Raw genomic sequence first — 12,039 nt, 5'->3', positions numbered from 1 at the left:
GCCTTCTACTTACCCGTTGTCGCGATCGCGGTTGGCGAAGAACTGACGGGCCGAGACCAGGATCTCGCGTTTGCCCACGTGATTGGGGGGGCTGACCACCCCTTCGTTTTCCATCCGCTCGACAAGGCGGGCGGCGCGGTTATAGCCGATTTGCAGATGCCGCTGCACAAAGCTGACCGAGACCTTGTCCTCGCGGAGAATGACCGCCAGGGCTTGGCTATACAGGTCTCCCTCCTCGCCGTCGTCGGAGAAGGAGTCCTCAAGACCGCCCCCGCCGCTGCCACCCTGAGTGCTGGGGATATAGTCGTCGTCTTCATCCTCGGTGACCGAGTACACGTAATCGGGTGATCCCAGGTGACGCAGGTGCGCCACGACGGCCTCGACCTCCTTGTCCGAGACAAAGGCGCCGTGGACGCGGCTGATGCGTCCCCCAGCTCGCATGAACAGCATATCGCCCTGCCCTAGCAGTTGCTCGGCACCGGACTCACCCAAGATGGTGCGGCTGTCGATCTTGCTGGTCACCTGGAAGCTGATGCGGGTCGGGAAGTTGGCTTTGATCGTGCCGGTAATGACATCCACGCTGGGCCGCTGGGTCGCCATGATCAGATGAATCCCGGCCGCCCGCGCCATCTGGGCCAAGCGCTGGATCAGCGTCTCAATCTCCTTGCCGGCGACCAGCATTAAGTCGGCCATTTCATCGACCACGACGACGATGCAGGGCAACGGCTCCAGGCGAACGATGCGATCTTCGAAAATCGGCTCGCGGCGTTCCTTGTCGTAGCCGACCTGCACGCGGCTAGTCACCTGCTCGCCCCGGGCGTTGATGTCGATTACCCGAGCGTTATAGCCATCAAGATTGCGCACGCCGAGGAGCGCCATGGCCCGGTAGCGGTTTTCCATTTCCCGCACCACCCACTTAAGGGCCGACACCGCCTTGTTGGGGTCGGTCACCACCGGGGTGAGCAGGTGGGGAATGTCGTCGTAAACCGACAACTCCAACATCTTGGGGTCAATCATGATCAGGCGGCACTGATCGGGCTGAAGGTGGTAGAGCATGGACAAGATCATGCCATTGATGCCCACCGACTTGCCCGAGCCGGTGGTGCCGGCGATCAGCAGGTGGGGCATGCGGGCCAGATCGACCACCACGGGCTCGCCGCCGATATCCTTGCCCAGGGCCATGGGCAAGCGGGCCCGGGACTGAGTCCAGGCTTCCGAATCCAAGATCTCGCGCAGATAAACGGTTTCGCGGCTCTCGTTGGGCAGTTCGATCCCGATGACGCTGCGGCCGGGGACCAAGGCGATACGGCAGGTGACCGCGCTCATGGAGCGGGCGATGTCGTCGGCCAGATTAATGATGGTCGAGGATTTGGTCCCGGGGACGGGTTCCAGTTCGAACAAGGTCACGCACGGGCCCGGACGCACTTCCATGATCTCGCCCCGGACCCGGAAGTTCCGCAGCACCGTTTCCAGCTTGGCCGCGCGCTCGGCCAGCTCGTTCTCGTCGCTCTCTTCTTGCGGTTGTTGATCGGGCAGGAAAAGAAGGGTGGTGGGAGGCAGCGTGCCGAGACTCTCTTCCTGTGCGTCGGCCTCCTCGTCCACAACAACAGCATCGCCCGCCCCGGGTGCGCCGGTCCCCTGATCCCAGACCGGTTCGGTGGGGGGACTCGCGCGGTCGCCATCGGGCTCGCCGCTGTCGGCCGAGGAGGGAGCGGCGTCGGCTAAGGGGGTGAGCTCGGGCCGGTTGTCGTGGCCTTCCTCCAGCGCACCATCGCTATCGTCATCCAAGGGAGTCAAAACGCCGTCGTCCGGTCCCCCTTCATCAAGCGCTTCGTCGAGAAGATCTCTGGAGGCGGCCTCTGGGTCCGCCTGGGGGACTTCTTCGAGGGGGGGGGCATCGCGACCGGCCAGGAAGCTGGCGATCAGGTGCTCGCGCCCGCCCCCCTGCCCGTCTTCGTCGCTGTCGTCCTCTTTCTCGGGGATGGTCAGGTCCCCGTCCAGGGCAGGCGCGGTGGTCTGGCCGCTCACCGGGCCTCCGCCGATCTTGGTGGCCAGCGGCGGGGCGCCAACCCGCACGGGCTGGGGCAAGTGGTCGAACTCGTGGGTGTCGATCCAGTGACCGGTATCGTCGTCGTCCCCCTCCCCGCCCGCGTCGGGGTCGCGCTCCAAGGCAGCGCGTTCGGCCTCAGCCCATTCGATCCCGGCGACGAAGGCATAGGCGATGGCGGTGGCGGCTTCCTCGTCGCCCGTGCCGGTTCCCCAGATGACGGCGGCCTGGGGCCGGCCGCGATCGGCTTCAATAAACCACTCAGGGGGGCCGTCCTCCGGCCATTCCGACAGACGCAGGGCAAAGGGGCGGTCGTTAAGAGCACACCAAAGGTTGAATTCCTCCGCACCCGTGCCGCGCGCGGGGGTCGAGGAAGCCGGCGCCGGGCCGTTGGGAACCGAGCGAGTGGTCATCACGACACCCTGTAAGCTGCAACCATCATTTTCTCCACGTCACCGTCGTGGGACAGGAAAGGCAAGACGAGACGCTCCCAGGTCTGCTCTTCTCCGTCGAACACGCCAGTATAGACGCGCGCCACAGGCATCTGCTCCAGGCGCACTTGTTCGTATTCCCGCTTGAGGATGTCGCGCTGTTCGCGGGGTAGGGCGTCGATGGACTGGCCCACGCGATCGCCGTCGAATATCTCGGCGTACTCGGCGCTGTAATATCCATAAACGAAGCGGCCCTCCCCTTCGACCTTGATCACCACCATGTGGGATAACCAGGGTCGCAGGTCCGCCGGATCGACATCGACGGCCATGGGAACTTCGCCTTTGTCGCACAACTCCAGCCACTTCTGGTAGAGGCGCTTCAGGTCCGGATGCCGCAACATCAGGGCCAGATTGTTCGCGCTCATGACTCCCCCCGACCAAAGGTGCTATTGGCGTTCAATGACATGTGGTTATCCTGGAATGTGACGGCGAATGCAAGGGCTGCCTCGGGGCATGGACAGGGCGATCGGGTGAACGTTGAAGGGCAGGCTCCCCAGACCCCTCGTTCCCTTCGGTTCTTCGAACGAGGCGATGCCTGCGGGCATGATAGCCCGACTTGGCTCCCTAGTAATCCCGTTTCCAGAGCAGGCCGGCACTGCCCGCCCCCGACGCGCCGGCCTTGGTTTCAAGACTGAGGGACGGGGTCAGATCAACCTGAACCTCGACGGCGCTGTCCCCCAGGCTCATCCCCTGGACGACGCCGATGTAGACATTCTCCCGCAAATAGGCTCCGGCCTGAACGGTCGTGGCTCCTCCCTCGCTCTCGCCTAGCTTGAGAACGTCAAGGCCGGTGATGCCCCGCACGGTGTCCATGAAGCTGCCTCCGGTGGCCAGCCCCCCCACCTCCCCCACGGCCCGCGCCAACTGGACCGCCTCAATGACCGAGAGCTGGCCCGAGCTTTTGCCAAACAGGATATGGGCGATCACCTCGTCTTGGGGCAGACTGGGCTCGGAAGAAAAGCTGACCTGGGGCGAGGACACCGGCCCGGTGATGCGGGCTACCGCGGTGATCTTACCAGCGGTGTTGGTGGCCCGGATGTCCAAGTTCGGATCAAGCCGCCGCCCGCCATCAAAGCGCAACGCGCTCTGACGCAAGGAAAAATTGCGCCCCAGCAACTCGACCTGCCCTCTCAGGTTTTCAATGGCACCGACAACAACGGGTTGATCTGGGGTTCCTGTGATATGCAGCGCCCCTTTCCATTCGGTATCGATGCCCTTTCCCGTGACATACACCCGGTTCGGCAAGGTCACGCGGACATCAAGATCCAAGGGAGCGGCTCGAACCGGCCCCGCCGCCGTCTGCGCGGCCAGGGCATCGTCCAGGGTCAGCGGTCCCCCGGGGCCGCCGATTTCAAGCACCTCCAGCTCCGGCACTCCAGCCCCCAAGGTGTCGATCAAGCGCACGGCGACCTTTTGCGTTGTTATCTCGCCCGTCAGGTGTCCCCCCTGCGGCCCCAGGGCCAGGGCCAACACGGCGTCCAGGCTGGCGGTCACGTCATCGCGCCGCACCAAGGTCGCCCGGGTGGCTTCCAGCGCCGCCGTGCCCACGGGGTGGGCGAGATCACTGAAGGAGAAGGTCCCGTTGGCCTTCAGGGATCCGGGGCCGCCATCCGTACCCGCCAGGGTAAAACGCACGGTTCGGGAGGCATCGGCGTCGAGATCAAGGCTCACGTTCTCCACCACGGTGCCGGTGAGCAGGTTCTCATAGCGGCCGCGCTCCAGCGTGACCTGCCCCGTAACTCCCGGGGCGCCCAGGGTGCCGGCAAGCTGGAGATCAAGGGTGGTGGCGCCCGCCGGGCGGTGGTCCACCCAGGGGGTCAGGTCCCAAAGAGCACGGAGGTCTCCCGACCAGCGCAAGCTTCCGGCGATCGGGGTGCTCGGGGGAAAGCGAAGACCAGCCCCTGGCGTTAAGGTCACGGAAGCCTGCAAGGGGGTGGGCGACAAGCCCTCCAAACTGAGGTCGGCACTCAGGGTTTTGTCGAGGGTGGCGCTCAGGCGGGCCTGGAGCGTGTGCCCTTCCAGAGCCCCGGCCCGCAGCGCGCGCCCCACCAGCGTGGCCGTACCAAGGGGACGGGCCAGGGAGCCGCCTCCCTCCAAGGTGCCATCCACCTGCCCTTCCAGTCCCAGCCCGGGCGCCACCAGGGAGACAAGGTCGAGGGGAAAGGCCTGAAGCGTGAGCCGCAGGCGATCGCCGCGCCGCCCCAACAAGGCCCCACTCACCTCGAGGCGGCCCCGGTCCAGGCCAACCGCCAGGGGATCGACAAACCGCACGCCCCCGCCCCCGGCTTGATCGTGGCCGGAGCGATCAGGCTCAGGCGATGCCGACCGGCCCGGGCCTCCAGGGTCTCCAAGCGCAGCGTTCCGCCCTTGCCCGGCCGCAGGCTGAGGGCGGCCCCGAGCGGAGCCGATCCCTGTGGGGTCTGGAGCACTCCGCCCTCGAGAGAGGCCTGAACCGCTGGGGTCTCCAGGGGGCCTTTCACCCCGATCCCCATATGGCGCCACGTCGCCGGCCCGGCCGCCCCTCCGGTTAGGCTGGCCTCCAGGGCCACAACCGGACGGGTCAGGGGAGTGTCGATCCGGCCTTTGAGCACCAAGGCTCCCAATCGCGCCGATCCGCTGCTCAGAGCGGGCGAGCGGGCGTCCAGGCTCAGGGTCCGGCCATCGTAGGCCACCCGTCCCGTCAGCGCTCCGCCCAGAGCTGGGAGTCCCAGGGGCCCCAGGGCGGCCAGATCAGGAACATCAAAGGTGAGGGTAGCGGTGGAGGCGGCCAGCGTGGTCCCGTCGATCCGGGCCTTGCCCTCCCCCCGCGCCCGCCCCGCCTCCAGCCGCAGACCCTCCAGGGTCAGGACCTTAGAGCCAGTCTCCAGGCGAAACGGCAAACTGGCCCGCAGCGGCACGGAGCCAACCCGCCCGCCCACGGTCAGATCGCCCTGGGGAGCGTCCATGCCGCGGGCGTTCAAGGTCGCCACCACGTCGCGCCACGCGGGGCCGGCCCCGTCAAGGCGCGGCACCCGGGCTTCCAGCCGCAAGGCGGGATCGGCGAGCGGTCCGTGCGCTTCAAGAGTGACACTCACCGGTCCCCCGCTGATCCCGGCATCGAGACGGGTCAGGGCGTCCAGGGTCAAGGCGAGGCGAGCGTCGAGCCCCTCGGGACCCCACCGCCCCTCCCCGCTTCCCTCCAGCCCCTGGTCGGTCACGAGGCGCAGGTCCTCAACCCGGAGAGCCTCGTCCTCACGGTGCAGACGTGCCGTCAGGACCGGAGCCGGCCCCAGCACCGGCACCCCCCCCGAGATGATACCCCTCCAGCCGGACCTCCACGGTGCCCGCCCGCCCCGACAGGTCGCGAGGCTCCACCGTCAACCGTGCTTGCCCCGTCAGTCCCCCATCCAGCCGGGCGAGATCGGGCAGATCCAGCACCAGACGGCCCTCGGCCAGACGCCCGGTCTGGGGGAACACGGTGAGGTTGGCCTCGAGGGTGGTGGCGTCGCCCGTGAGCACAGCCTGCGTGAGCGTCAGGACGTGGGTCTGCGGATCCCAGAGGCCTCTGGCTTGCAAAACCGGCGCGGCCCCCAGCATCCTCCCCTGTCCTGGGAGAACCAGACCGGTCGGGGTGGCTTCCAGGGCCAACACCAGACGATGGGCATCCGCAGGGGTCGCGGTGACGCGCAGCGCCCAGGCCTCGGCGCCCACCCCCTCTGTCACGCGTATCGCCCCTGTCGAGAGGGTCACCTCTCCCTTTGGCTGGCTGAGGCGCCCCTCTGCCTCGGCGCGCAGGTGAAGGGCCGCCAGGGACGCCCCCGGAAGCAAGGCCGCAACAAGCGGGGGGCTTGTGGCTTCCAGCCCAAGCTTGGCGGCAAAGCGATCGTCTTCCAGCCAGCCCTCGAGATGGGCCTGCCAGCCCGCCCCCGTCACCGCCGAGGGCGTCAAGGTCACTCGCCCTTGGCTGTCGCGCTCCGCGCCAAGAACGACCTCAAGGCGCTCTCCGACCGCGGCCTGCCACAAGGCAGGGGCAGCAGGTCCCGGAAGGACCCCCAGCCCCAGGGACAGCCGGCCGGTCCCCTCCGAGTCCACGGCGGCGGTCATCCGACCAGACGCCTGAACCAACGCACCGGCGTCGGCCTTGATAAAGCCCTCCCACCCGGTCAACGGCCCCTCGCCGTCCACTCGAAGGTCAAGAGGGGGCAGCCCGGGCAGGTTCAGCAGGCGCGCCACCACCCCCCCGGCCGGTTCGGCGGCGGCAAGGTGCAGCCGCAAGGGCGCGGGGCTGGGTCCCAGGGCGGCTTCCAGGGACAGGCTCCCCGGGATGGCGTCGGTCCGCGCCAGATCAAGGCGGACGTGGAGCCGCTCGTCCGGGCCGGGCCGGCTGTCCCCCGTGATCCGAAGCTGGGTCCGTTGCCCCACAAGCGCCTCGCCCAACGTCAGGTCGCGAACGTCCAGCGCGCCAACCCGCACCCGGGTCAACCAACGCAGTTTAAAAAATCCCTCGTCGTCTGAGGGCGTCGGGTCGGGGGGAAGGATCGGAAGGCGCTCAAAGGTGAGATCCCGGGCCGTCAGGGCTTCGACCCGCAGCAGGCCCCGCCCAAGTGCGCTCGGTGACCAGGAAAGCCGAACCTGCTCTGCCGCCAACCAGACCCCCTGCGGATCGGCCAAACGCAGGTCGTGAACCGTAAGGCTGGAGAATACCGACCCCTCCACGCTCCCCACGGTGAGGCGCACTCCCTGGGGATCGGCCAGGGCCGCCTCAACCGTGGCCTTGAGCCAGTCACGCCCGGCCTGCGTCTCGAGAAACGCCCCGCCCGCGCCGGCCAGAGCCAAGAGCAGCCCCACCACCCCAGCCACCGCCCAGCCCACGACACGGCGCCAGAGTCCACGGCGGGGGGAAAGGACTGGATCGGGATGGGTCTCGGTCATCAGAACGCTTGCCCCAGACTGATATACACTTGGAAGGAATCGTCATCCTTACGCGGGTTGAGGGGCACGCCGATGTCGGCACGGATAGGACCAAAGCCGGTGTGATAGCGCACGCCCAGCCCCGCGCCCCAGCGCACGGATTCGCTCACCGTGGGCCAAGGGTCGGTGCCCACGGTTCCGCCCTCCAGAAACGGGACAAGGCCAATACTCTCCGTGATCCGTATCCGCAGTTCGGCGCCGATCTCCGCGGCGGAGCGCCCGCCCAAAGGATCGCCGTCAGAGGCCAAGGGGCCAATGCGCTGATGTCCGAAGCCCCGCACCGAGCCGCCGCCCCCGGCATAGAGGCGGCGGTTGGGGGGCACGTGTCCAAGATCGGCCCCCAGAAGGGAACTGAGCCGGGCCCGCCCGGCCAGCACGACCCGATCCTCCCAGATGGCCTGATACACCGAGCCCGTCAGATCGGCGACCAGGAAGGCGGTGGTCGTCTCGGAAACCAACCCGGCGAGAGGGGTGAGACCGAGAGCCGCGCGCGTCCCGGTCGTGGGGTCCAGCGGCGAGTTTGAGGTGTCGCGCACCACCTGAAACGGGAGCCCCACCAAACTCTGATCGTGCAAGGTATCGTTGTCGTCGTCGGGCCAGGTCAGGCGGTCATAGTCCAAGACCACGCCGCCAGTGACTCGCCACGCGTCACTCAGTTGGCGCTCGATCCCAACGCCCACTTCGTTAGTGTACCCGGTGTAGGCCTCCTGGTCCTCGCGGGCAAGACGGGCGGTGCCGGTCAGGGTTTGCCGGGGGTCGAGAAAATAAGGTTTGCGAAACTGCCCGGTGAGGGCCTGTTGCGTGAGGGCCCCCACCGCCTCGACGCGCAAGGTCTCACCGCCCCCCAGGAAATTGCGGTGTTCCCAGCGCCCCGTGGCCCCCGGCCCCTGATCGGTGCCATAGGACAGCCCGCCCGAGATCGTGCGTGGTGGGCCCTCGGTGACGACCAACACAATAGGCACGCGACCGCTCTCGTCTACCGCCGTGTCGGGAGCGAGATCGAGGGTGGCGAACAGCCGGGTCTCCGAGAGGCGGCGGCGAAACTCGCGAAGCTGGCGCTCATCGTAGAGCTCGCCCTCCTGCCACGGTCGCATCGCCAGCACATAGCTCTCCTTGACCTCGGCCAGTCCCGTGACCCGCAGCGACCCAAAGGTCGCCCGGGAGCCGCTCTCCAGCTTGTAGGTCACTTTCATGGTCTTACGGCTGTGATCCACCACCACGACCCGGTCTGTGACCCGGGCCAGGGGATAGCCCTCGCGCTGACGCCCCAGGGCCACCGTCCCCTCACCCTTCAGAACATCGTCGGCCAGCGCCGGGCTTCCCAGAGCCAGCCCCGCCGCCTGGGCCGCTCGCTCGGCTGGCCACAAAGAGGGAGAGTCGGTGGATATTTCGGGGGTGATCTCCTCAATGTTCACCGCTTCAAGGGTATAGAGAGGGCCCGCTTCAACCTGAATTTCCACCTTCGCCGGCTTATCCCCCGTTTCCACAGCTCCTTTCGTTGCGGCGGCATAATATCCACGGGAGCGCAGGGCCTTGTGGAAAAGCTCCAGGTCGGCCTCCATCCGACGGCGCAGACCAGCCCCACTAAACGGCGGATCGTCCCGGAGAGACACCAAGCGAGAAACCCTTTCAAGATAAGGCTTGAGAGAGTTATCCTCACTATTCACATCTAGAGAAACGCCATACACCAAGGCCTCTTCGGGAGGCTCATCGGCCCGAACCGCCCCGGCTAGAACGACAATAATACTAAGAAGCAACCCGAGGTGAGGCGGAGGTCTAGAGCGCATGATCGTCCTCCTCTCCCGCCAGACGTCAGGGAACAATCCCCAGGGAGAACACATCTCCCGGCGGGGCCATGAGGTCGTAAGCCAGCTTGCCACACACGAGTAAAACGACCAAAGCCAGCAAAACGCGCAACTGTTCGCCGCGCAGCCGCGCCCCGGCCCGCGCCCCGGCCCGGGCGCCCACGACCGCCCCGGCCAGCAACAGCAAGGCCAGAAAGACATCCACGGTCTGGTTAAAGGCGGCCTGCAAGATGGCGGTGCACGCCGCTACAAAAATGATCTGGAACAAGCTGGTTCCCACCACAACCTGGGTCGGCATCCCCAGGAGGTAGATCATGGCAGGCACCATCACAAAGCCCCCCCCCACCCCCATGACCGCGGCCAGGATGCCCACGAGCATGCCAATGCCCAAGGGCAGCAAAGCGCTGATGTAGAGCTTGGAGTGGCGAAAGCGCATTTTAAAGGGTAGGCCGTGCATCCAGGTGTGCCGACCGGGGCCGCGCGCCACCGAGCTGGTCGAGCCTTTGCGCCGACGCACCAGGGTCAGGGCGCTTTCCAGGAACATAAGGCCACCAACGATGCCCAGGAAAACGACGTAGGACAACGAGATCGCCAGATCAATGTGGCCCAGGCGGCGCAAAAGGGAGAAGAGCCAAACGCCAATGACCGAGCCGACCAGCCCCCCGGCCAGCAGGACAAGGCCCATTTTGATGTCCACATTGCCGCGTCGCATGTGGGCCAGGACCCCGGCCATTGAGGAGGCGACGATCTGGTTGGCCTGCGTGCCCACAGCAACCGCGGGAGGAACGCCATAGAGGATGAGCAAGGGGGTCAGCAGAAAGCCGCCCCCGACCCCAAACAGCCCCGAGACGATAGCCAACCACGCCTCCCATGCCGAGAATGAGAAAGGCATTAACTGACATTTCAGCAATGGGCAGATAAACTTGCATGCCGCTTTCCCCGCTCCAGGCTCCCTTTGATAAGAGCGTTTTTGGGGAAGAGAGGCAACCCTTACGGCTTGCCTGAGGGCATTATTAAGGGAAGGCTGGGGAGGCGCGGCCTCCCCAGACCCCTCGGCTCCTTGGAGCACAGCCTCGCTCGAAGGGCCTGAACAGAACGAGGGGTCTGGGGAGGCCGCGCCTCCCCAGCCTTCCTCTTAATGACTCAAAATCTGCCGCAAAAACTGCTTGGTCCGCTCATTTTGCGGAGCAGTAAAGAACGGCTCGGGCGGGGCGATCTCGACAATCTCCCCCTTATCCATGAACACCACCCGGTCAGCGACCCGTCGCGCGAACCCCATCTCGTGGGTCACGCAGATCATGGTCATCCCCTCGGCCGCCAACTCCTCCATGACATCCAGCACCTCGCTGACCATCTCGGGATCAAGCGCCGAGGTTGGCTCGTCAAAGAGCATGATGCGCGGCCGCATGCACAAGGCCCGAGCGATGGCTGCTCGCTGTTGTTGCCCCCCGGAAAGCTGGCCCGGGTATTTGTGCGCCTGATCGGGAATATGCACCCGCGCCAGCAAGGACAAGGCCAGCGCCTCGGCCTCGGCTCGGGGCAGCTTGCGCAACCAGAGGGGGGCCAGGGTGCAGTTTTCCAAGATGGTCATGTGCGGAAAGAGGTTGAAGCCCTGGAACACCATGCCGACCTCGCGGCGAATCAGTTCCAGACGCTTGACGTTGTCCGACAGCTCGACGCCCTCGACCAGGATGCGCCCGCTGTCGTGGGGGACGAGGCGGTTAATGCAGCGGATGAGCGTTGACTTGCCCGAGCCTGAAGGACCACACAAAACCACCTTTTCCCCCTGATGAACGACCAGGGAAATATCGCGCAGAACCTGATGGTCGCCGAAGGCTTTGCTCACGTTTTCCAGGTGGATCATCTCCCCCTTGGGCGGGGAGGTCGGGTCACTCATGGGGAGGCTCCGGTCAGGGACGGGTGTGGGAGAAGCGGGACTCGATGCGTGCCTGGACGGTCTCGAAGATGATCGAGAGCACCCAATAAAGAACGGCCGCCGTCAGCAACATTTCCATATAGCGATAGGTAGACCGCCCATAGCTCTGGGACAAGAACATGATTTCCCAAAGCCCCATCACCGAAACCAGGGACGAATCCTTGAGCATCGAGATGAACTGAGCACCTAGCGGGGGAATAATCAGCTTGAACGCCTGGGGCAAAACCACCTTGTACATGACCAGCCAGCCCGGCAGACCAAGCGCGATGGCCGCCTCGCGCTGGCTTTGCGGGACCGACTGGATGCCGGCGCGAAAAATTTCGCTGATATAGGCGCCATAGCACAACGAGAGGGCAGCAATGCCCGAGGGAATGGCAGTCGGCACCGGCCCTAACTGCGGCAGCCCCAAATAAATCAAAAGAATTTGGACCAGAAGTGGCGTCCCACGGAAAAACGAGGTGTAAAAAGTTGCCAGACCAAACGCCACCGCGCTGTTCGACAAGCGCCCAAGGGCCGAAACAAAGCCCAAGATGGTTGAGAACACCATAGCCATGGCGCACAAAAATAGGGTGAGTGGCACCCCCTGGAGAAAGCCGTTGGGCGTCAGTTTGAGCCCGAGCAGAAACGGCAGTTTCTCAACGATCAGAGAGACTTTGAGATCGAAGTTGGAAACGAACAATAGGAACGTGAAGGCCAGGACGCCCCAAACGCCCCATACCCGTGTCTTGAACGATATGCGCACCGTTTCCCACCCTCGCCACAAAGCGGGCTCCCGCCCCAAGGGAACGGGAGCCCATAAACACCAAAAAA

8 protein-coding genes and 1 pseudogene are annotated in these 12,039 nt (G+C 65.6%); all 9 read right to left on the bottom strand.

What is annotated here, in order from left to right:
- Positions 1–9: 9 nt before the first annotated feature.
- The gene (locus RSPPHO_RS06500; protein WP_041794663.1) at positions 10–2,460 is read right to left on the bottom strand and encodes a DNA translocase FtsK; all 2,451 of its coding nucleotides are present in this window, start codon (positions 2,458–2,460) and stop codon (positions 10–12) included.
- A complete protein-coding gene (locus tag RSPPHO_RS06495) occupies positions 2,460–2,903 on the bottom strand; it encodes a PAS domain-containing protein (protein WP_014414467.1) in 444 nt (147 codons plus the stop codon). The genes RSPPHO_RS06500 and RSPPHO_RS06495 overlap by 1 nt, the downstream gene beginning before the upstream one ends.
- A 199-nt stretch (positions 2,904–3,102) precedes the next feature.
- Positions 3,103–4,809: a translocation/assembly module TamB domain-containing protein gene (locus RSPPHO_RS06490; protein ID WP_041794662.1), complete on the bottom strand. Its 1,707-nt coding sequence runs from the start codon at positions 4,807–4,809 to the stop codon at positions 3,103–3,105.
- Positions 4,755–5,813: a translocation/assembly module TamB domain-containing protein gene (locus tag RSPPHO_RS19745; RefSeq protein ID WP_157879115.1), complete on the bottom strand. Its 1,059-nt coding sequence runs from the start codon at positions 5,811–5,813 to the stop codon at positions 4,755–4,757. The genes RSPPHO_RS06490 and RSPPHO_RS19745 overlap by 55 nt, the downstream gene beginning before the upstream one ends.
- Entirely contained in the window at positions 5,770–7,449 is a 1,680-nt protein-coding gene (locus RSPPHO_RS06480; protein WP_014414464.1) for a translocation/assembly module TamB domain-containing protein, read from the bottom strand. Before RSPPHO_RS06480 ends, RSPPHO_RS19745 begins: the two co-directional genes overlap by 44 nt.
- Complete coding sequence (locus RSPPHO_RS06475) at positions 7,449–9,275, bottom strand: autotransporter assembly complex protein TamA (protein WP_157879114.1); 1,827 nt, start codon at positions 9,273–9,275, stop codon at positions 7,449–7,451. The genes RSPPHO_RS06480 and RSPPHO_RS06475 overlap by 1 nt, the downstream gene beginning before the upstream one ends.
- A 25-nt stretch (positions 9,276–9,300) precedes the next feature.
- Positions 9,301–10,222 (bottom strand): annotated as a pseudogene (locus RSPPHO_RS06470) (sulfite exporter TauE/SafE family protein).
- 206 nt (positions 10,223–10,428) lie between these two features.
- Entirely contained in the window at positions 10,429–11,190 is a 762-nt protein-coding gene (locus RSPPHO_RS06465) for an amino acid ABC transporter ATP-binding protein (RefSeq protein ID WP_014414461.1), read from the bottom strand.
- Positions 11,191–11,203: 13 nt separating this feature from the next.
- Positions 11,204–11,971, bottom strand: a complete 768-nt coding sequence (locus RSPPHO_RS06460) for an amino acid ABC transporter permease (RefSeq protein WP_242390585.1) — start codon at positions 11,969–11,971, stop codon at positions 11,204–11,206.
- Between the last annotated feature and the right edge of the window lie 68 nt (positions 11,972–12,039).

The sequence above is a fragment of the Pararhodospirillum photometricum DSM 122 genome, from assembly GCF_000284415.1.
In the GTDB taxonomy this organism is placed as follows: Bacteria; Pseudomonadota; Alphaproteobacteria; order Rhodospirillales; family Rhodospirillaceae; genus Pararhodospirillum; species Pararhodospirillum photometricum.
The sequence above is the reverse complement of the archived record's forward strand: the minus strand, read 5'-3'. Positions and strand labels throughout refer to the sequence as shown.

Excerpts from the sequence above, each read along its gene's own strand:
- RSPPHO_RS06500 (WP_041794663.1), bottom strand. The coding sequence starts at position 2,460 with ATGACCACTCGCTCGGTTCCCAACGGCCCGGCGCCGGCTTCCTCGACC.
- RSPPHO_RS06495 (WP_014414467.1), bottom strand. The coding sequence starts at position 2,903 with ATGAGCGCGAACAATCTGGCCCTGATGTTGCGGCATCCGGACCTGAAG.
- RSPPHO_RS06480 (WP_014414464.1), bottom strand. The coding sequence starts at position 7,449 with ATGACCGAGACCCATCCCGATCCAGTCCTTTCCCCCCGCCGTGGACTC.
- RSPPHO_RS06475 (WP_157879114.1), bottom strand. The coding sequence starts at position 9,275 with ATGCGCTCTAGACCTCCGCCTCACCTCGGGTTGCTTCTTAGTATTATT.
- RSPPHO_RS06465 (WP_014414461.1), bottom strand. The coding sequence starts at position 11,190 with ATGAGTGACCCGACCTCCCCGCCCAAGGGGGAGATGATCCACCTGGAA.